12 protein-coding genes are annotated in these 20,260 nt (G+C 74.8%); 10 read left to right on the top strand and 2 right to left on the bottom strand.

Features of this window, described 5'->3' with window-relative positions; translation table 11 throughout:
- Nucleotides 1–59: 59 nt before the first annotated feature.
- Both AB0M29_RS16520 and AB0M29_RS16515 read left to right on the top strand, forming a co-directional pair.
- Nucleotides 60–524, top strand: a complete 465-nt coding sequence (locus AB0M29_RS16520) for a phage tail protein (RefSeq protein ID WP_365383066.1) — start codon at nucleotides 60–62, stop codon at nucleotides 522–524.
- A gap of 290 nt (nucleotides 525–814) precedes the next feature.
- Entirely contained in the window at nucleotides 815–2,839 is a 2,025-nt protein-coding gene (locus AB0M29_RS16515; protein ID WP_365383064.1) for an NPCBM/NEW2 domain-containing protein, read from the top strand.
- Nucleotides 2,840–2,914: 75 nt separating this feature from the next.
- Here the strand turns inward: AB0M29_RS16515 and AB0M29_RS16510 are convergent, their stop codons facing one another.
- Nucleotides 2,915–3,799: an ABC transporter permease gene (locus AB0M29_RS16510; RefSeq protein ID WP_365383062.1), complete on the bottom strand. Its 885-nt coding sequence runs from the start codon at nucleotides 3,797–3,799 to the stop codon at nucleotides 2,915–2,917.
- Nucleotides 3,796–4,719, bottom strand: a complete 924-nt coding sequence (locus AB0M29_RS16505) for an ABC transporter ATP-binding protein (RefSeq protein ID WP_365383060.1) — start codon at nucleotides 4,717–4,719, stop codon at nucleotides 3,796–3,798. The genes AB0M29_RS16510 and AB0M29_RS16505 overlap by 4 nt, the downstream gene beginning before the upstream one ends.
- A gap of 346 nt (nucleotides 4,720–5,065) precedes the next feature.
- Between AB0M29_RS16505 and AB0M29_RS16500 the strand changes: the two genes are divergently transcribed.
- The 8 genes from AB0M29_RS16500 to AB0M29_RS16465 all read left to right on the top strand — a co-directional run bounded on the left by AB0M29_RS16500 (nucleotide 5,066) and on the right by AB0M29_RS16465 (nucleotide 20,183).
- Nucleotides 5,066–5,227 (top strand): hypothetical protein, encoded by a 162-nt coding sequence (locus AB0M29_RS16500; protein ID WP_365383058.1) that lies wholly within the window; start codon nucleotides 5,066–5,068, stop codon nucleotides 5,225–5,227.
- A gap of 285 nt (nucleotides 5,228–5,512) precedes the next feature.
- Complete coding sequence (locus AB0M29_RS16495; protein ID WP_365383057.1) at nucleotides 5,513–6,778, top strand: cytochrome P450; 1,266 nt, start codon at nucleotides 5,513–5,515, stop codon at nucleotides 6,776–6,778.
- On the top strand, nucleotides 6,775–7,596 hold the full coding sequence (locus tag AB0M29_RS16490) for an HlyD family efflux transporter periplasmic adaptor subunit (RefSeq protein WP_365383055.1): 822 nt from the start codon (nucleotides 6,775–6,777) through the stop codon (nucleotides 7,594–7,596). Before AB0M29_RS16495 ends, AB0M29_RS16490 begins: the two co-directional genes overlap by 4 nt.
- Complete coding sequence (locus AB0M29_RS16485) at nucleotides 7,593–9,968, top strand: ATP-binding cassette domain-containing protein (protein WP_365383053.1); 2,376 nt, start codon at nucleotides 7,593–7,595, stop codon at nucleotides 9,966–9,968. Before AB0M29_RS16490 ends, AB0M29_RS16485 begins: the two co-directional genes overlap by 4 nt.
- Nucleotides 9,968–12,172 (top strand): ATP-binding cassette domain-containing protein, encoded by a 2,205-nt coding sequence (locus tag AB0M29_RS16480; protein WP_365383051.1) that lies wholly within the window; start codon nucleotides 9,968–9,970, stop codon nucleotides 12,170–12,172. The genes AB0M29_RS16485 and AB0M29_RS16480 overlap by 1 nt, the downstream gene beginning before the upstream one ends.
- A gap of 1 nt (nucleotide 12,173) precedes the next feature.
- The gene (locus AB0M29_RS16475) at nucleotides 12,174–15,554 is read left to right on the top strand and encodes a type 2 lanthipeptide synthetase LanM (protein WP_365383049.1); all 3,381 of its coding nucleotides are present in this window, start codon (nucleotides 12,174–12,176) and stop codon (nucleotides 15,552–15,554) included.
- 233 nt (nucleotides 15,555–15,787) lie between these two features.
- Entirely contained in the window at nucleotides 15,788–18,439 is a 2,652-nt protein-coding gene (locus AB0M29_RS16470; protein WP_365383047.1) for a TOMM precursor leader peptide-binding protein, read from the top strand.
- 37 nt (nucleotides 18,440–18,476) lie between these two features.
- The gene (locus AB0M29_RS16465; RefSeq protein WP_365383046.1) at nucleotides 18,477–20,183 is read left to right on the top strand and encodes a SagB family peptide dehydrogenase; all 1,707 of its coding nucleotides are present in this window, start codon (nucleotides 18,477–18,479) and stop codon (nucleotides 20,181–20,183) included.
- Nucleotides 20,184–20,260: the final 77 nt, after the last annotated feature.

Raw genomic sequence — 20,260 nt, 5'->3', positions numbered from 1 at the left:
AGCCGCCGGACGCCGGGCGATCTGTGATGATATGGCGGAAATCGACTTCAGGAGGGCGCATGCCGTACACCGTCGACTTCGAGAACGTCTCCACCACCGGCCTCGAATCGAGCCCGGTCGCGCAGGCGCTCGCGGGACTGCGCGCCAACGAGGCGCGCTACTTCCGGAACAAGTTCGACCATGTCTTCACCGTCACCCCGGCCGCCGAGGCGCCTGAGGTGCTCGACTGGGTGAACCGCATCCTCGCGGCGGAGCGCGACCTCGTCATCTCCGCCCAGCCGCTCGAAGTGACGTCCTTCGAGGTGGACGGCATCCGGATGGCCTATGTCTTCTACGATTCCGGCCTGTCGATCAACGTGATGTACACCCTCGAGGACGAGGGCAAGCGCGCGGTCGGCTTCAAGCTCTCGGACGGCATGGACGTCCCCGAGGAACTGGCCTCCCGCTTCAAGTTCGCCCGACAGAAGTCGAAACTCGCCGGGGTGATCCGCGGCTCCTACTTCGTGATCAAGGGCGAGTACTGAGCCCTCGCGTCGGCCGGTGCGGGTGCCGGTGTCGGTGCCGGTGCGGGTGGTGAGGCGGCTGGGTGCGCGAGGGGTGTTATGGGCAGCTGTTGAATTCTGTTGGTGCACGCGTCTTGTTGGGTGCGTGGGGCGCCTCATAGTGTTTGGTTCTGCACGAGTCGGTGCGACTCTGTCTCATTCATGGGAGTCGCACCCGCAGTTCGTCGCTCCATCTGCCTGCCGCGGTGGAGCGGCCTTCCGAACACCCGAAACCTCCGGTTCTCCGGACTTCGTGAGTAAGAGGAACCTCCATGCCAAGACTCGCCCGCAGGCTGCTGGCCTGTGCGACCGCAGGGGCGTTGTGGACCGGCGCCCTGGGCGCCGTGGCCGTGACGACCGCGGTGGTCACCACCGCGACGCCCGCCGCCGCGCTGGACAACGGACTCGCCGTCACCCCGCCGATGGGCTTCAACGACTGGAACGCCTTCGGCTGCAACGTCAGTGAGCAGTTGATCGAGCAGACCGCCGACTACTTCGTCACCTCCGGCCTGAAGGCGGCGGGTTACACCTACGTCAACATCGACGACTGCTGGATGACGCACACCCGGGACGCCCAGGGCCGCCTGGTGCCCGACCCGGTGAAGTTCCCCGACGGCATCAAGGGCACCGCGGACTATGTCCACTCCAAGGGCCTGAAGCTGGGCATCTACGAGGACGCGGGCACCTCCACCTGCGCGGGCTACCCCGGCAGCCTCGGCCACGAGGGCACCGACGCGCAGACGTTCGCGGACTGGGGCGTGGACTACCTCAAGTACGACAACTGCTACAACAAGAGCGACGGCAGCCGGGCCGACTACGTCAACCGCTACACCGCGATGCGCGACGCGCTCGCGGCGACCGGCCGCCCCATCGTGTACTCGCTGTGCGAGTGGGGCCAGCAGAACCCGTGGGAGTGGGCGGGCGACGTCGGCAACTCATGGCGCACCACCGGCGACATCAGTGACAACTGGTCCAGCATGCTGTCGATCGCCAAGGCCAACATGCCGCTGTCGGCTGCGGCGGGGCCGGGCCGGTGGAACGACCCGGACATGCTGGAGGTCGGCAACGGCGGCATGACCGACACCGAGTACCGCTCGCACTTCGCGCTCTGGTCGATGATGGACTCGCCGCTGCTGATCGGCACCGACCTGCGCAAGGCCAGTGCGGAAACGCTGACGATCCTGAAGAACACCGACATCATCGCCCTCAACCAGGACACGCTCGGCAAGCAGGCCACCGTACTGTCCTCGGACGGCGGGAAGTACGTCCTGGTGAAGCAGCTCGCGAACGGCGACCGGGCCGTCGCGCTGTTCAACTCCACCGACACCGCACAGCACATGAGCACCACCGCGCAGGCCGCCGGGCTCGCGCACCGCGGCATCTACGGGGTACGCGACCTGTGGGCGCACACCGACTACGAGAGCGCCGGGACCCTGGCCGCGACCGTACCGGCGCACGGCACCGTACTGCTGCGGGTCAGCGCCTCCCACCCGGGGACGGCTGTGCAGAACCCGCCGCTGCTCGACGCCGGGGTCACCGTGCCCGACCACATCGAGCCGGGGCAGACCGCCACCGTGTCGACCACCGTCACCGACCTGGGTGTTCTCCCGGCGACCGCGGTGAAGGTCGCTCTCGCCGCCCCCGCGGGCTGGACGCTCACCCCTGGCGGCGCCACCCAGCGCGCGGTGCTGCCCGGCGGCAAGACCTTCACCACCACCTGGACGGCCGCGGTGCCGGCGGGCACCAAGACCGGCGGCTACCCGCTCACCGGCTCCGTCAGCTACCGCAGCCCCGTCGACGGCCAGGCCGTGACCGCCCCGCTCACGGGCACGCTGAGCGTGATGGTCCCGCCGCCGTCCGGCACGCACTACCTCAGTGACCTCGACTGGACGTCGGCCACCAACGGCTGGGGCCCGGTCGAGCGCGACCGCAGCAACGGCGAGACCGGTCCCGCCGACGGCAACCCGATCACGCTGGGCGGCACCGTCTACGCCAAGGGCCTGGGTGCCCACGCGCCCAGCACCATCACCTACTACCTCGGCGGCAGGTGCTCCTCCGTGACCGCCACCGTCGGCGTCGACGACGAGAAGAACGGCAAGGGCACCGTCGAGTTCCAGGTCACCGCCGACGGCAAGCAGGTCGCCGACAGCGGGGTCCTCACCAACGCGATGGGCGGCAAGCCCCTGCACGCCGACGTCACCGGCGCCGTGAGCGTCCAGCTCACCGTCACCGACGGCGGCGACGGGAACGACAGCGACCACGCGGACTGGGCCGACGCCCAACTCACCTGCTCCTGACCGCCCCTGAGAACGCGGCGCCGCGGCGGACCCGGTCGACCCCGGGTCCACCGCGGCGCCGCCGCGACGAGGCGATCAGGCACGGCGGGGCTCCCAGCGGAAGGAGCGGCGGGTCAGCATCAGGGCGGCGGCGGCCCAGGCGGCGGCGGTGAGCAGGCCCGGGGCGGCGGCGGCCCAGGTGTGGAGGAGGTCCAGGCGGGGGAGCGGGGCGCCGTTCCAGGTCTCGCCGCCGAAGGAGCGGCCGAACCAGGCCGTGCGCAGGCAGCGTACGACCTGCTCCAGCGGCAGGACGCGGGCCGGGGCGCGCAGCAGCGCGGGCAGGGAGGAGACCGGGGTGAAGACGCCCGCGCCGAACATGCAGAGCAGCAGCACCGGCAGGGCCACCATGGGAGCGGCCTCCGTACCCGGTGTCGGACCCGACAGGGCGAGCGCGAGGGCGCAGAAGACGAGGCAGCCGAGGGCGAGGGCCAGCAGGAACAGCACGGGGTGGGCGGGCGGCGGGGCGTGGAACCAGAGGACGGCGACGCCCCCGAGGACCAGCGCCTGCAGCATCAGGACCGCCGCGCCGACGCCCAACTGCCCGGCCAGGATCGCCGACGGCGGCACCTGCGTCCCGCGCAGCCGCTTGAGGATCAGCTCCTCGCGGCGGGCCACCACGGCGGTGAGCAGGTGGACGAAAGAGGTCGCCATCGCCAGGCCGACGAAGCCGACGCCGGTGTAGCCGGCGGCGTTCAGCCCGCCGATCTCCCGGCCCCGCAGCGGCGCGGCCACCACCAGGTCCAGGACGACCGGCAGCGCGAAACCGATGGTCATCGAGCGGCGGTTGCGCCAGAACACCCGCCAGGAGAGCAGGAACTGCCCCCGGGTGTACCAGGCCCAGTCGCGCGCCGCCCGTACGGAGAGCGGGGTCCGGCCCCCGGCCGGCCGACGGCTCGTCAGGTGGCTCGTCGAGTGCCTCATCGGGTCCCCGCCTTCCCGGTCGCCAGCTCCAGGAACACGTCGTCGAGGGTGGCCCCCCGTACCTCGATGCCGTCGAGTTCGACGCCCCGGCCGGCCGCCCAGCGGTGCAGTGCCGCGAGGGCCGGTCCGGTGCGGTCCACCGTGTAGGCGGCGGTCTCCCGGCCGGGGCCGCCCTCCACGGCGGGGGCGCCCCCGCCGCCTGCCTCGGGCAGTACGGGCAGCTCGTCGCCGCGCACGCCCGCCGGGAGCCGGAAGGTGATCCGCCCGGCCCGCCCCGACAGCACGTCGGCGACCCTGCCGAGGGCCGCGACGCGCCCCCGGGCCATGACGGCGACCCGGTCCGCGAGGTGCTGGGCCTCCTCCATGTAGTGCGTGGTCAGGACGACCGTGGTCCCCCTGGCCCGCAGGTCCTTGACCATCTGCCAGGTGTCCCGGCGGGCCTCGGGGTCCATGCCGGTGGTGGGCTCGTCGAGGAACAGCAGCTCGGGCCGGTTCAGCACGGCCAGCGCCAGGTCCAGCCGGCGCCGCTCACCGCCCGAGAGCTGGCCGACCCGTACGCCCGCGCGGCCCGCCAGGTCCACCTGCTCCAGCACCTCGCGGGTACGGCGGGCGCCGACGACGAAGCCGCGCCAGGCGTCGACGGTCTCACCGACCGTCAACTCGTGGAAGAAGCCGCCCTCCTGGAGCATGACCCCGGTCCTGCGCCGGGCGGCGGCCCCCGCGGCGTAAGGGTCCGCCCCCAGCACCCGCACCGATCCGGCGGCCGGCGCACGGTACCCCTCCATGGTCTCCAGCGTCGTGGTCTTCCCCGCGCCGTTCGTCCCCAGCAGTGCGAACAGCTCCCCGCGCGCGACGGAGAACGAGACGCCGCGTACGGCCTCGAATTCACCGTAGAACTGCCGGAGGTTCTGCACGCTCACCGCGGGACTGTCCTTCCCGTACGTTTCCTCTGCGAATCGATGGTGTCTCATGGTGAACAGAGTGCAGGAATTCGTCCGGGGCTGGCAAGGTGTGGGAAGGGTACGGGAAGGGTGCGGAACAATGCCCTCCGCACTCGTGTCGTCGCAGCTCAACTGCCCTGTGCTGGGCCTTTTCCCGGAAGGCTGACAAATGTCATGGGTGCGGTCGATGACTTTTTTCCCGTGGTGGAGATGACTTCCCCCACTGACGCGTGACCCTTCTCCGGGTGCATATTTTTCTCATCGCCGGATCGGCCGGGGAAAAGCCCCGGGAAAGCGATTCCGGAGACCTGGAAAGGAAACCGTCATGGCGGACAACGAGAAGGACATCGAGACCACCGTCTCCGAGAACACCGAGCAGTTCGACATCGAGGTCGAGGAGCTGGACTCGGTCTCCGGCGGTCTCAGCGTCAGCTCGCTGGCGTGCTACGCGTGCCCCGTCTCCTCCTTCAGCTCGCTGGCCAACTAGTTCGCCACCGCTGATCAGCGGCGAACGCGGCACGACCGGTTCGGGCTGAACGGCTGGTGCACGTCCGCGCGTCGGCGACCCGACGCGACGCGAGGGAACCGGAGCCGCTGCCGGGGGGACTTCCCCCCGGCGCGGCACCCCGGTACCCGCGCCGGGCACCGGCCCGCCCAGCGGAGCACGTACTCCGCCGCCCGTACCGCGACTCCCGTGTCCCGCAACCCCGTACACCGCTGGACCGCACCCCCTGACACACCCCTTCCCGTCCCAGGACAAGGAGCGCCGGGCATGGACAGCCTCCGGCACGAGCTCGCGCGGTTCATCCAGAGCCCGGCCGCGCGCCACGACCCGCCAGGGCTCTACCGACGACTGCTGGCGCAGGCGCCCGTCCTGGACATGGGCCGCGTGCACGTCGTCTCCGGATACGACGAGATCGTCACCGTGCTCATGCATCCGGGCACCGTGGTCGACCCCGCCACGATCGGCCTGGCACGGCCCGGTACGTCCGCGCTCGCCGAGATCGTGGCGCGGATGCTCCCCATGCGCGACGGCTCCGAGCACAGCCGCCTCAAGCGCCTTGCCACGTCCGCCTTCAGCGCCCGCCGGCTGGCGGCCATGCGGGAGCGGATCACCGGCACCACGCGGTCGCTGCTCACCCCGCTGCTGGCGGGCGGCTCCTTCGACCTGGTCGCCGACCTCGCCGTGCCGCTGCCCGTCGCCATCTCCTGCGCCATCCTCGACGTGCCCGACGAGGACCGGCACCGCGTGACGGCGTGGGCCGGTCTGGTCGCCCGCTCCCTGCTGGAACCCGGCGCCGAGGGCACGGGGGACGTCGAAGCCGCCGCGATGGACGCGGAGTTCGAGGAGTTCCGCGCGTACGTCGAGGAACTGTGCGCCCGGCGGGCCGCCGACCCCGGCGAGGACCTCATCAGCCGGCTCACCGCCGCCCGCGCGGCCGGCACCCTCGACTCCGACGACCTGCTGGCCTTCGTGGTGATGCTCTTCGCCAACGGTCTGGAGACGCTGACCTCCGGCCTCGCGGTCGCCGCCTGGCACGTCCTGCGCACCCCCGGACTCATGGACCTGCTGCGCGAGCGGCCCGAGACCGCCGAGGACGTCTTCGACGAGTGCCAGCGGCTCGGCAGCCCGGTACGGGCCAGCGCCCGCGCCGTCACCGTCGACGTGCCGGTGGGCGGCACCGTACTGCCTGCCGGAAGCGTGGTGGTGCTGCTGTACGCGGCCGCCAACCGCGACCCGCGCCGGTTCCCCCTTCCCGACCTCTTCGACCCGGCCCGGGCGGAGCGCCGCCATCTGGCGTTCGGCCACGGGCCGCACCACTGCCTCGGCGCGCCGCTGTCCCTGATGGCGGGCGGCACCGTCCTGCGCACCCTGGCCGCCGCGAGCGCCGAACGCGCGATCTCCACCCCCGTCACCGAGCGGACCGCGCGCTGGAACGAGCAGTTCGTCTTCGGCGGACTGCGGGAGCTGCCGGTGCTCAGCCCGGCGAGGGCGCGCGACGAGGCCGGTACACCGGCGGGGGTGGGTACGCGATGACGACGTCAGTGGAGACACCCCGCACCTCGGCGCCGGTCACCGGCCCCCCGGCCGGCGCCGTGGAGCCCGGACTCGACCGGCCCGTGCGGCTGATCGGCCGACGGCTCTGGCTGTCGGTGGGCGCCCTGCTCCTTGCCGTCGGCGGCGCCACCGCCTGGGGCGCGGCCGGTTCGCTGCCGCACACCGCGACCCTGCACGGCGTGCTGGCCCACGGCGGTGCGCCGGTCGTGGCCAGGGCCGCGGCACCCGGTTCCGTGCTGCGGGTCCTCACCGCACCCGGGGCGCGGGTGACCAAGGGCCAGACCCTGGCCGTCCTCGCCACCACCGGAAGCGGCCCCGCGGACCCGCTGGAACTGACCGCGCCTCAGGACGGCACCGTCACCGCCGTCCTGGCCGGTCCCGGCCGCCAAGTCGTCCCCGGCACCGGGGTCGTCGCCCTCGATGCCGCCGACGAGCCCGCCACCGTACGGCTGTTCGTCACCTCCGCCGACCGGATGCGGCAGTTGCGGATCGGCCAGCCGGTGACCGTCGACCTGCCGACCGGCCCGGTACGCCTGCGGATCACGTCCGCCGACCCCTATCCCGCGCCCGCCACCACGCTCGCGGGCACCCTGCCCGTCCCCGTACCGGGCGTCCCCACCGGCGACACCCCAGTATGGACGGTCTACGCGGCACCGGCCGCCGGACCCGGCGCCGACACCGCCGCCCGCCAACTCTCCGCCGCGGCGGCGCTGCCCGCCGCACTGAACGCCTCCGTCGACCTCGGCGCCCGCCACCCCTACCAGGTGCTGCTGAACGCGACAGGAGCCGGCCGATGAGCCTGGACACCCGCCCGAGCGCGGCCGCCTCCGGCGCGGACGAGGACCACCCGCGCGCTGTTCCGAACCAAGCCGGCGCGGAGCCCGCCCGCGGTGCCGGGGTGCCCGGCAGGCGGCGGAGCCGCCTCACGTGGCGGCGGCGGGCACGCCGCTATCTGCGCACACCGATCGTGCCGCAGATGGAGGAGCAGGACTGCGGGGCGGCCTGTCTGGCCGTGGTGCTGGGCGCGTTCGGCCGCCGCACCACCCTGCACGAGGCGTCCCGGGCCTGCGGCGTCTCCCGTGACGGCGTCAGCGCCGCGGCGGTCGTGCGCGCCGCGGGCCGCTACGGGCTGACGGCGAAGGGCCGTCGTGTTCAGCGCGGCGAGGGGCCGCTGCTCGGGCTCGACGCGGTGCCGGTCCCGTCCATGGTGCTGCTGGCAGGCCCGCACTTCGCCGTGTACGAGGGCATCCGCCGCGGGCACGTCCACGTCAACGACCCCTCCCTGGGCACCTACCGGGCCACCCCGGAGAGCTTCTGGGAGTCGTTCGCCGGTATCGCCGTCGGGTTCGCACCCGGCCCCGGCTTCACACCGGGCGGCGCGCGGCTGCCGTTCCTGCGGGGGCTCGCGGCGCGGATGCGGCCGTACCTGACCGGGCTGCTGCCGGCCGTACTGATCGCCGTGCTGCTGACGCTGCCGTCGGTGGCCGCGACCCTGCTGCTGCGGGCCTACCTCATCAACGTCACCGAGGGCGGCGCCACCGCCTGGGGTACGCCGCTCGCGCTGGCCACCGGCGGGGCGGCGGCCGTGGTGCTGCTGGGCACCTGGCTGCAGCAGGCCATGGTCGACAGGGTGCTCGCGTCGATGTCCGTGCGCTCCTCGGCGGCGTTCCTGTGGCGCATGCTGCGGCTGCCCGGCTCCTTCTTCCACCGCCGCCAACTCGGCGGCCTGGTCACCCGGGTGCAGATGAACGACGGCCTGGCGGCGCTGCTGTCGTCCCGGGCGGCGGGGGCCGCCGCGGCGGCCGCCGGAGCGGCGGCGCACCTGGCGGTCCTGGTGTGGCTGTCGCCCGAACTGGCCGCCGTACCGGCCGCGGTGGCCCTCGCGGACGTGCTGGCCCTGCGGCTCGCGGCCAAGCGCCGCGGCGGGATGCTGCACCGGCTGCACTCCGAGCAGCACAAGCGGGACGGTGTCGCCTTCGCGGGCGTCTCGGCGATCGAGACGATCAAGGCCGAAGGGGCCGAGGACGCCTTCTTCCGCTCCTGGTCCGGCTGGCAGGCCCGCGCGATGGACACCGCGCAGACGATGGCGGCCGCCGTGGTGACCCCGCTGACCCTGCCGACCGCGCTGAACACCGCCGCCAGCGCGGCGGTCGTCATCGGCGGCACCTCCCTGGTGATCGCCGGGTCGCTGCCCGTCGGCACCCTGCTGGCCTTCCTCCTGCTGCTCAACGGCTTCCTGCTGCCGGTCGCCCAACTTGTGGGCATCGGCTCCGAGTTGACCATGGCTCGGGCGCAGACCGCGCTGCTGGAGGACATCGAGCACTCCGACCCCGACCCCTATCTGACCCCCGTGCTGGACGTCCCCGACGACGCCACCGGGCTGCGCGGCGGACTCGAACTGCGTGACGTGGACTTCGGCTACGACCCCAACCGGCCGCCCACCCTGTCCGGTATCTCGCTGACGGTCCGGCCGGGCGAATGGGTCGCCGTGGTCGGCGGCAGCGGCAGCGGCAAGTCCACGCTGGCCCGGCTCGCGGCCGGTGTCCTGCGGCCCTGGTCGGGCGAGGTGCTGCTGGACGGGCGGCCCCGCGACGACGTGCCCCGCGCGGTGGTCACCTCCCAAGTCGCCTACGTCGAGCAGCAGTTGCGGCTCTTCGAAGGCACCTTCCGGGAGAACCTGACGCTGTGGAACCCGGCCGCCGACGAGGCGGCGGTACACCGGGCGCTGGCCGACGCCGAGGCCGCGGAGCTGGTACGGGCCCGCGGCGGCCTGGACGCGGGCGCGGTCGAGGAGGGCGCGCGCAACCTGTCCGGCGGCGAGCGCCAACGCCTGGAACTGGCCCGGGCGTTCGCCCTCGACCCGGCGCTGCTCGTCCTGGACGAGGCCACCTCGGCGCTGGACACCCGCACCGAGGAACTGGTCAACGGGCATCTGCGGCGCCGCGGCACGAGCTGCCTGGTCCTGGCCCACCGGCTGAGCACCGTACGCGCCGCCGACCGCGTGGTCGTCCTCGCCGGCGGCCGCATCGTCCAGGAGGGTCCGCCGCGCGAGCTGGCCGAGGTCCCTGGCCCCTACCGGGCGCTGCTGGAGGACGCGGACACCGCGGCGGGCACCGAGGGCGGCGACGCCGGAACCGTAGCCGGAATCCAGCAGACAGGACGGCAGTGATGACGCTCACCCACGAGACCGCGGCGGAGCCCGGCCTCGCCGTGGCCCGGCCGACCGCCGCGGCCAACCGGGCAGCCCTCACCGAGGCGTTGGCCGCGCTGCACCCCGAGAACGTGCTCGGCACCAGGCCCGCCGACGACCGTACGGAGAGCACCGCGGCGGACCCGGTCGGCGATGTCCTCGCCGTGTACCGCGTACTGGCGCCGCACCTGGGCCGTACCGCGCCCGACGAGGCGCCGCCCTCCGTGCGGACCGCGCGCGACCCGCTGGTCGCCCTGCTGCGCCACCAGGGCGTCCGCTGGCGGCAGATCACCCTCCCCGACGACGGCCACGGGCACGGCGACAGGGCCGGGCTGACCGGGCTCGTGGTCGGCTTCACGGCCGACGGGGAGCGGCCCGTGGCGCTTCTTCCGCGCAGGTCGGACCGGGCGCCCCGGAAGGCGCCCGCGCTCTCCCGGCGCGCCCTGCTGCTCTACCGTCCGCTGCCCGCGGGCACGCCGACCGCCGCCGCGCTGCTGCGCTTCGCCCTGTCGGCCCCGGGCGCCCGGCTGGACCTGGCGCTGCTGACCGCCGCGGGACTCGCCTCCGCCGTACTGGGGCTCGCCGTGCCGCTCAGCCTCGGACTGCTGATGCCCCGTCTGGTGGCCGCCGGACACCACCCGTTGCGCTGGCTGACCGTCCTGCTGACCGCCGCCGCGGCGAGCGCCGGACTGCTGCTGCTGGCACGCAACGTGGCGGCCGTGCGGCTGACCGGCCGGATCCAGGCCGTACTCGAACCGGCGGTGTGGGACCGCCTGCTGGAGCACGACGCCCGCTTCTTCCGCGACTTCACCACCGGCGACCTGGTCCACCGCGCCAACGCCGTCGCCGAGGCCCGCCAGGCCCTGTCGGAAGTGCTGGTGAGCGCGGTGCTCGGGGCGTTCTTCTCGCTGTCAGGGCTACTGGTGCTGCTCCTGGTCGACCCGCTGCTGGGCGGGCTCCTGATCGCCGCGGCGCTGGCCGCCACCGCCGCGCTGGCCGCCCTGGGCCGGCGCCGACAGCGCCACGAGTCGCAGGTCTACGCGCTGCACGGCCGGCTGTACGGCACCTTGTACGGGCTGATGCTCGGCATCGACAAGATCCAGACGGCGGGCCGGGAGATCCAGGCGTTCGCCCGCTGGGCGGTGCCCTTCGCCGCCCAGAAGCGCCACGACGCCGCCGCCATGCGCGCCGACGCCGGATCCGGCGCGGTGACCGCCGCGCTGCAACCGCTGCTGCTTGCCGTGCTGTTGGGCGGGATCCCCCTGAAGGGCGGCGGGGTCGGCCCCGGTCATCTGATGGCGGCGGGTGTCGCCGCGGGCCAGGTCGCCCTGGCGCTCGGCCAGGTCACCCACGCCGCCGCCACCGCCTACGGCATCGTCCCCGTCCTCGACCGGCTCCGCCCCATCCTGGCCGACCCCGCCGTCGCCGACGCCGGCGGCCACGTCGACCCCGGGCCGCTGCGCGGCGCGCTCTCCCTGGACGAGGTCTCCTTCCGCTACGAAGGGGCGTCCGCACCCGCCCTCGACGGGGTGCGGCTGCACGCGGAACCCGGCGAGATGATCGCCGTCGTCGGACCGTCGGGCGCGGGCAAGTCGACCCTGGTCCGCGTCCTGCTGGGGTTCGAGCGGCCCGACTCCGGCACCGTCCGGTACGACGGCATGGACCTGGCCGGACTCGATGTACGGCTGGTGCGCCGCCAGTTGGGCACCGTGCTGCAGAACGGCCGCCTGTTGCGCGGCAGTCTGCTGGAGAACCTGGCGGGCACCGACCCCGACGTCCGCGAGGAGGACGTCTGGGAGGCCGCCGAACTCGCGGGCATCGCCGCCGACCTGCGGCGCCTCCCGCTGGGCCTGTCCACCCGGGTCGGCGAGGACGCACAGGGCTTCTCCGGCGGCCAGATCCAGCGAATCCTGCTGGCCCGCGCCCTGGTCAGGCGCCCGGCGGTGCTGCTGCTCGACGAGGCCACCTCCGCCCTGGACAACGCGACCCAGCGCCATGTGGCCGACGCGGTGGCCGCACTGGACCGTACCCGCGTCGTCATCGCCCACCGCCTGAGCACGATCCGCCGCGCCGACCGGATCCACGTCCTGGACCGCGGCCGGATCACGGCCGTGGGCAGCTACGACGAACTCCTCGGCAGCGACCCCCTGTTCACCCGACTCGTCCGATCCCAGGAGCTTTGAGATGACGCTCGACATCACGGCATGGGCCCCCGCCGCGGGCGCCGGTCCGACCGGGGACCCCGCACCCGGCGCCGGACGCGGCACGCGTACGGGAAGGCTGCTCATGGACCTGCACCGGGGCGACGAGCGGCTGCGCGCGGTGGTCTCCGCCGCCGCCGCGTTCCCCGACCGCGCCGCCGCGGCGAACGGCGCCGGCGCCTCCGCCTTCACCGCCGCGCCCCCCGCGGACCGGGCCGCCGCGCGGGCCCTGCGCGCGACCTGGCTGCAGCGCGCCGCCGGGGACCCCGCCGCGGCGGGCGTGCTGCTCGACCATCTGGCCGCCGCGGGACGGCCGTTCGGCGACGGGCTGCGCGAGGTGCGGCTGCGGGACCCGCACCGGCTGCCGGACTGGGGCCGGGCGCTAGCCGCGTTCCTCAACGCCCAGCCCGCCGTGCCCGACGCGGCCACCACCGCCGCCGGTTCGCTCCTGGTGTCCTTCCGCCGCGCCGCCGACGCCCTGCTGCCCTCCCGCGCCGGGGAGCCGCTCGGCGTGCTCGGCGTGCCCGTCACCCCGGCCGCGCTGGACGACGTCGCGGGAACCCTGGCCGCCCGGCTCACCGAGGCCTGCCGACTGTCCTTCTGCCACGAACTGCAGGCCGCCACCGGGCGGTTGGGCGCCGACGACTGGGACGCCCACAGCGGTCTCGACGCCTCCCGCGAGGGATGGCTCGCCCGGCTCGAACGCCTCCCCGCCCTCGCCTACCTGGTCGGTGTGGTCTGCCGCAACTGGCAGCGGGTGACCCTGGAGATGTTCGCCCGGCTCGCCGCCGACCGCGCCCTGCTCAGCGAGCGCCTGTGGGACGGGGCGGACCCCGGCCCGCTGGCCGCGGTGCGCGGCGACGCGGGGGACCGGCACGCCGGCGGCCGTTCGGTGGCCCTGCTGCACTTCGCGACGGGCCGGTCGGTGGTCTACAAGCCGAAGGACCTCCGCCACGGCACCGCCTACATGGACCTGGTGGCCAGGATCAACCGGTACGCCGCCGAGGCGGCCGACGGCGGCGCCCCCGGCCACGCCCTGCTCGACCTCCCGGTCCGTACGGTGCTGCCCCGCAGCGACCACGGCGACCAGGCCGTGGGCGGCTCGCTGGACGCCGAGTGCGGCAGCGAGTACGGCTGGGAGGAGTTCGTGCGCGACGCGCCCTGCGCCGACCGCGCCGGGTTCGCCCGCTTCTACCGCCGCCTGGGCATGACGATGCGCCTGGTGCAGCTGCTGGAGGGCCGCGACCTGTGGGCGGACAACCTGCTGGCGAGCGGTGAGCACCCGGTCGTCACCGACCTGGAGTGCCTGCTCTACCCCCGGGTGCAGACCCCGCCCGCGCTGCCCGCCGCCCAGCACGGGCTGCTGGACCTGCTGGAGAGCACCGTGGTGCGCACCGCGATGGCCGCGCAGCCGTGGGTCGCCGTCCGGGACCGCCCCGCCCTCGACATCGGCTGCCTGACCCGCGCGGGCGGCCACCCCGACGACCCCGGAGCGCCCACGCTGCCGCTGCCGCCGTACCGCCCGGTCCACCAGGGGGAGACCGCCGACCCGTGGCAGTACACCGCGGAGGTCGTGGACGGCTACCGCGCCATGCAGCGGGCGCTGTACGCGCTGCGCGGCGAACTCGCCGACCCCGACGGGCCGCTGGCGGGATTCCGCGGGGTCTGGGTCCGCTACATCTGGCGGCACACCTGGGACGGTTACAAGATCATCAACGCCTCCACCAGCCCGCTGGCCCTCACCGGCGGCGCGACCCGCGAGACCGTGATCGCGGGCGCGCTGCGCGGGGCGGTCGGCGCCCGCGCGGGCGACCCGCGGCGCGGCGATCTGCTGGACGTCGTCCTGTCCGAGCTCGACTCCTTCCGTGACCTCGACATCCCCTACTTCCGCTCCCTGACCACCTCGTCGTCCGTCTTCACCGCCGACGGGCGGGAGATCGCCGGCCACTTCCAGGGCACCGCCTGGCGGCGGCTGGCCGGGCGGGTCGCCGAACTCGACGACTTCGACCTCGACCGGCACACCGCCGTTCTCACCGGCTGCCTCGACGCGGCCCTCGGCGGCCGCGAGCACATTCCGGCGCCGCCGCCCGGCCGCCCCGAGCCGGTCCTGCCCGGTGTCGCCGAGCTGCTGGAGGAGGCGGTACGGATCGGCGACCGGCTCCTCGCCGACCGCCTCCTGGCGGACGGCCCGCTCGCGAAGGGCGCCGCGGCAGGCGGCGGCTGGATCGGCCAGAGCTGGTACCCCATGACCGGCCTGCGGCAGGTCGAGGTGCTGGGCGGTGTGGACCTGCTGACCAGCGGTGTCGGAGCGGCGCTGTTCCTGGCCGAACTCTGGTCCGCCACCGGCGAACCGCGCTTCCGGCAGGCGGCGCGCGAGACCCTCGCCGCCGCCGCGGACCTCGTCGACCCGGCCGCACCGCACGCCTTCGCCTTCGCCAGCGACTCCCGACTCGCCCTCGGCGCGCCCGTGCCCGGCGGGTTCGCCGGTCCCGGCGCGCTCATCCACGCCCTGGTCCGCGGCGGCCAGTTGCTCGGCGAGCCGCGCTTCACCGAGCAGGCCCGCGCCCTGGTCCCCGGCGCCCTGGCACTGGCCGCCGGCAGCGGGGGCGGACGCGCCGCCCGGCCCGTGCCCGCCCCGTACCAGGACGTGCCGCTCGGCACCGCGGGGCTGCTGCTGAACCTGCTGCGGCTGCGTCAGGCGCTGCCGCAGGCTGACGCCACCGTCGACGAGGGCGTACGGCGCCTGGCCGCCGCGGCGTTCGGCCAGCTCACCGGGGCCGCCGCCCGCCACCTGTGCGGCCCGCGGCGCTTCCTGCAGCTGGTCCCCGCGGGCGCCGACAGCCTGGCCGCCGCACTGGCCCGCGTCGTCGGCCAGGCGCCCGGCCTGCTCGCCGACCCCGGCACCGTACGGGACACGGTCGTCGCGCACCGCTACGACGTCGCGCGCAGCGGCCGGCTGGCCTGCCTGGACACCGCCGTCTCCCTCGGCGTGGACGCGCTGGACTCGCGCCAACTCGGCCTGCTCGCCGCCCCCGTCGGCCTGGCCCAGGTCGCGAGCCTGGGCAGCAGGGAGCTGGTCGCCACAGCGGGTGAGGCGCTCACCGCGGCCGAGCTCGGCCTCGTCCACTCCCTGCGCGACGACCTCCCGGCGCTGCTGCCCGGCCCGTTCTACGACGGCCGCGAGGCCGCCGCGGCGCTGGTCGGCGAGTTGCTGCGGCGCAGACGCACCACCGGCCGCTGGTACGGCGACCGCAGCGCCGACGACCGCGTCAACCTCGGCCTCCTCGACGGCACCCCGGCCGTCGGCCTCCTCCTGCTCCGCCTCCTCGACCCCGCGACCGCGCCCGTGGCCACCCTGCGCTGACCCGAGCGTCCGGCGCACCCGCCCGACCCACAAGGCCCCGCCCCCGTACGACCGGCGCCACCGACACCACCTGAGACCCGGCCCCGCACGACCGACACCACCCGTCCCGCACTGCCCGCCCCGCCCCCGCCAGTCCCGTACGACCAGGACGACCGGCACCGCACGGCACGTCCCGCACCGCCCGCCCCGTACGACCCGACACCACCCCGTTCGCACGGGAGGAGAAGACCGCCATGACGCACACCGCCCAGCCCGCACCCGCCTCCGCATTCGCAACCGCCGCCGCTCCCGCCTCCGTTGAGCCGACGCCCGCGCAGCGCCCGGCTGCCACCATCGGTTTCAAGCGCCACCTGAAGTCCGTGGTCGTCGAGGGCGAGGCCGTCTACCTCGTCTCCGAGCGCGGGGTCAGTACGGTGGGCGGGCGGCTGGCCCAGGTGCTGGCGCCGCTGCTGGACGGCACGCGGACCGCCGAGGAGATCAGCGCAGAGCTTGCTGGCACGGTCTCCGCCGAGCGGGTCGGCAGCGCGCTGGACCACCTGGCCGAGGGCGGCTGGGTGACACCGGCCGACCCCGCGGCCGACCCCGCGGCGGCCGCCTTCTTCGAGATGGCGGGGCTGGACGGCGACAGCGCGCTGGCCGCGCTGGGCCGCGCGACGGTCCGGGTCGAGCCCTACGGCCGGGTCGACGCCGAGCCGTTCGCCGCCGCGCTGCGGGCGGCGGGCGTGGGCGAGGTGACCGTGGCACCGGGCAGCGCGTCCCCGGCTGCCCACCGCCCCGACCTGGTCGTCGCGCTGACGGACGACTACCTCCACCCCGGCCTGGCCGAGCGCAACCGCGCCGCCCTCGCCGACGGCACCCCGTGGCTGATCGCCCGCCCAGTCGGCTCCCTGGTGTGGACGGGCCCGGTCTTCGTCCCCGACGGGGCGGCGGCCGCCGCTGGGCGCGACGCCGGTCCGGGGACCGGCGCGGGCGTGGCAGTGGGGCAGACCCCCGGTCCGGGGACGGACAGTGGCGCGGCTCCCGGGCAGGCTGCCCGCGCCGGGGCGCACACGGCCGCTGCCGCTGGGCGCGACGCCGGTCCGGGGACCGGTACCGGCGTGGCAGCAGGGCAGACCACCGGCCCCGGGACCGACAGCGGCGTGGCTGCCGGACAGGCTGCCCGTCCCGGGTCGCACCCGGTGACCGCCGCCGCGCAGGCAACCGCCGCGCAGGCGACCGGCTGCTGGGAGTGCCTGGCTCACCGGTTGTCCGCCAACCGGCAGTCGCTCAGTTACCTGCAGCACCGCCTCGGGCGCGACACCCCGCTGACCACCGCTGTCGCGGGCCTCGCGGCGACCGTCGGCACCGGCACGCAGCTGGCCGCCGTCGAGGCGGCCAAGTGGCTGGCGGGGGCGCGGCCGCAGGAGGCGGCCGTCTTCACGCTGGACACGGTGACGCTGGAGGCGGAGCGGCATGTGCTGGTTCGGCGCCCCCAGTGCGCCGCATGCGGGGACGAGACGCTGATGGCGCGCAGGCAGGCGGAGCCGGTGCGGTTCGTCAGCCGCCGCAAGGCGTTCACCGCGGACGGCGGGCACCGCTCCACCTCGCCGGAGGAGATGCTGGAGACGTACCGCCCCCAACTGAGCCCCGTCACAGGGGTGGTCACCACCCTGGTCCCCGCCCGCAACACCCCCGACGGCCTGCGGGTCTACCTGGCCGGTCAGAACCTCGCCCGCCAGGTGGGCGATCTGCGCCAACTGCGTACCGGACTGCGCTCGGTGAGCTGCGGCAAGGGCCGTACCGACGTGCAGGCCAGGGCCAGCGCCATGGGCGAGGCGATGGAGCGCTTCTCGGGCGTCTTCCAGGGCGACGAGGCGCGGCGGACGGCCAGTTACGAGGAACTCGGCGAAGCCGCGGTGCACCCCGGCACCTCGCTCCTCTTCAGCGACCGGCAGTACGCCGAGCGCGACCGCTGGAACGCCCGTATGTCGATGTTCAACACCGTGCCGGAGCGCTTCCGCGAGGACGCCCGCATCGAGTGGTCGCCGCTGTGGTCGGTGACCCGGCAGCAGACCCGCTGGATGCCCACGATGAACCTGTACTACGGCTACCGGCACGACTCGCCGTTCTTCGCCATGGGCGACTCCAACGGCTCGGCGGCCGGCACCTCCTTCGAGGACGCGACGCTCCAGGGCTTCCTCGAACTGGTCGAGCGGGACGCCGCCGCGATGTGGTGGTACAACCGGGTCAGCCGCCCCGCGGTGGACCTGGACGCCTTCGGCGACCCGTACATCGACCGCATGCGCGAGGTCTACGCGGGTCTGCACCGCGAGATGTGGGCGCTCGACCTCACCTCGGACTTCGGCGTCCCCGTCGTGGGCGCGTTCTCCCGGCGCACCGACAAGCCCGCCGAGGACGTGCTGATCGCCTTCGGCGCGCACCTGGACCCGCACATCGCGCTGACCCGGGCGCTCACCGAGATGAACCAGTTCCTGGCGCCCGTCGCGGGACAGGGACCCGAGGGGACCGTCACCTACGCGGGCGCGGACGCCGAGCAGAAGGCGTGGTGGACGTCCGCGACGGTGGCCAACCAGCCGTATCTGCTGCCCGACCCCGCCGCCCCCGCCTCGGGGCCCGGCCGCTGGGCGCACCTCGCCGGGGACGACCTGGCGGCCGACCTCGCGGTCGCCGGACGCCTGGTGGAGGAGCGGGGCATGGAGATGCTCGTCATGGACCAGACCCGGCCCGACGTGGGCCTGCCCGTCGCGAAGGTCGTCGTCCCCGGAATGCGGCACTTCTGGGCCCGCTTCGCCCCCGGCCGCCTCTACGACCTGCCGGTCCGCCTCGGCTGGCTGTCGGAGCCGACGCCGGAGGCCGACCTCAACCCGATCCCGATCTTCATCTGACCGCGCTCCGCCCGCTCCACGACCCGAAAGGTGCGCCATGACCGTGACCGACGCCCGCCCGCCCGTGCCGGTGGCCGCGCCGCCCGCACCCCTGCCCGTATCCGTACTCCCGGCCCAGCCCGCCGGGTCCGCCGCCGGGTCCGCCGCCACCGGGGACGGCGCTCCGCCGATCCGCCGGCTGCTCCGGCTGCGCTCCGACATCGTGGTCGAACCCGACGGCGACGACGTGGAGTTGACGCACCCCTGGGGTCACCAGCGCGTGCACGGGCTGGGCGCGGGCGCGGTGGACCTGCTGCGGCAGCTCACCGCACACGAGATCGACGCGGCGGCGCTCGCCACGCTGTCCGACGGCGTCCGGCTGCTGCGGCTGCTGGAGCGCTTCCCGTTCCTGGTGTCCTCGGTGCTCGCGGCGCCCGGCGGGCCGCCACTGGTGACCGCCGACCCCATCGCCCGCTCGGCGACCCTGCCCGCGCGCGGCCCGGGGACGTTGGCCGCCGGTACCGAGGTGGTCCTCTCGCGCTTCGCCTATGTGCGGCGGCTGCCCGGCCGCCTGGCCGAGGGGACCGCCGTGGACGGCGAGGACGGGGCGGCGGACGACTGCGTGGTGGAGTCGCCGCTGGCGTCCTACCGCGTCACTCTGCACGACCCGCGCGCCGCCGCCTTCGTCACCGCCCTCACCCGGCGGCGCACCGTGGCCGACGCGGCCGCCGAGGTCGCACTGCCGCTGCCGGCCGGGCGCGCGCTGGCCGGGCTGCTGGCGGGCACCGGATTCCTCGACCACACCGGCGACCCGGCCGCCGACGACCCGGTGGGCGACCCCGGTGAGGAGGACACGGCCGGGCAGAGCGGTCCGCCGAGCGGCCGTGACCCCGAACTGTGGGACTTCCACGACCTGTTGTTCCACTCCCGGAGCAGGGCGGGCCGCCACGACTACCCCAGCGGCGCCCTCTTCGCGCACCCCGAACTCCCGCAGGTGCCCGCGGTCCCGGGCACCGGGCCGCGGGAGGAGGGCCCCGGCATCGACCTGCCCGTACCGGACTGGGCGGACGTGGTCGCGCGGGACGCGACCTTCACCGAGGTGCTGGAGGGACGCCGATCGGTCCGCGCGTACGGCGACACACCGGTGACCCTCGACCAGCTCGGCGAACTGCTCTACCGCGCGGCCCGCGTGCGGTCGGTCATCCCCGCCGACCCGCAGTACCCGAGCGCCTACGACGTGGTCGACCGGCCCTATCCGGCCGGTGGGTCCACCGGTGAACTGGAGATCTATCTGTCCGTCACCGCCTGCGTGGGCCTGGAGCCCGGTGTCTACCGCTACGACGCCGCCGCGCACCGGCTGCGGCCGCGCCACTGGAGCAGCGCCGCCGACGAGTCGGCCTTCCGCGAGCTGGTCACCTCGGCCTGGCGGGCCACCAACCGCGCGGTGGAGCCGCAGGTGCTGTTCACGATCACCTCGCGGTTCGGGCGGCTGTCCTGGAAGTACAGCCAGATCGCGTACGCGCTGACGCTCAAGCACGTCGGGGTGCTCTACCAGACGCTCTACCTGGTGGCGACGGCGATGGGCCTGGGGCCGTGCGGCCTCGGGTCCGGGGACACCGACGCGGCGGCGCGGGCGCTCGGCCTGGACTGGACCGCGGAGTCCTCGGTGGGTGAATTCCTCATCGGCAGCCGCCCGTCGGGACCCGCGGCGCTGGGCACGCGCTTCGCCGACATCGTGGAGGGGGCGCGCGAGGCGGCGCGCTGAGCGGCCCGCTGATCGGCCCGCGCAGGGGCCGGGCCGGGGCGACGGTGAAGGGCGGTGAGCGTGGTGCGCGCTCACCG

Source organism: Streptomyces sp. NPDC051976 (genome assembly GCF_040680795.1).
Taxonomy (GTDB): Bacteria; Actinomycetota; Actinomycetes; order Streptomycetales; family Streptomycetaceae; genus Actinacidiphila.
This window is presented reverse-complemented; position numbering and strand designations above follow the sequence as displayed.

Coding starts and splice junctions, on each gene's coding strand:
- AB0M29_RS16495 (WP_365383057.1), top strand. CDS start 5,513: ATGGACAGCCTCCGGCACGAGCTCGCGCGGTTCATCCAGAGCCCGGCC.
- AB0M29_RS16465 (WP_365383046.1), top strand. CDS start 18,477: ATGACCGTGACCGACGCCCGCCCGCCCGTGCCGGTGGCCGCGCCGCCC.
- AB0M29_RS16475 (WP_365383049.1), top strand. CDS start 12,174: ATGACGCTCGACATCACGGCATGGGCCCCCGCCGCGGGCGCCGGTCCG.
- AB0M29_RS16515 (WP_365383064.1), top strand. CDS start 815: ATGCCAAGACTCGCCCGCAGGCTGCTGGCCTGTGCGACCGCAGGGGCG.
- AB0M29_RS16520 (WP_365383066.1), top strand. CDS start 60: ATGCCGTACACCGTCGACTTCGAGAACGTCTCCACCACCGGCCTCGAA.
- AB0M29_RS16510 (WP_365383062.1), bottom strand. CDS start 3,799: ATGAGGCACTCGACGAGCCACCTGACGAGCCGTCGGCCGGCCGGGGGC.
- AB0M29_RS16480 (WP_365383051.1), top strand. CDS start 9,968: ATGACGCTCACCCACGAGACCGCGGCGGAGCCCGGCCTCGCCGTGGCC.
- AB0M29_RS16470 (WP_365383047.1), top strand. CDS start 15,788: ATGACGCACACCGCCCAGCCCGCACCCGCCTCCGCATTCGCAACCGCC.
- AB0M29_RS16500 (WP_365383058.1), top strand. CDS start 5,066: ATGGCGGACAACGAGAAGGACATCGAGACCACCGTCTCCGAGAACACC.
- AB0M29_RS16485 (WP_365383053.1), top strand. CDS start 7,593: ATGAGCCTGGACACCCGCCCGAGCGCGGCCGCCTCCGGCGCGGACGAG.
- AB0M29_RS16490 (WP_365383055.1), top strand. CDS start 6,775: ATGACGACGTCAGTGGAGACACCCCGCACCTCGGCGCCGGTCACCGGC.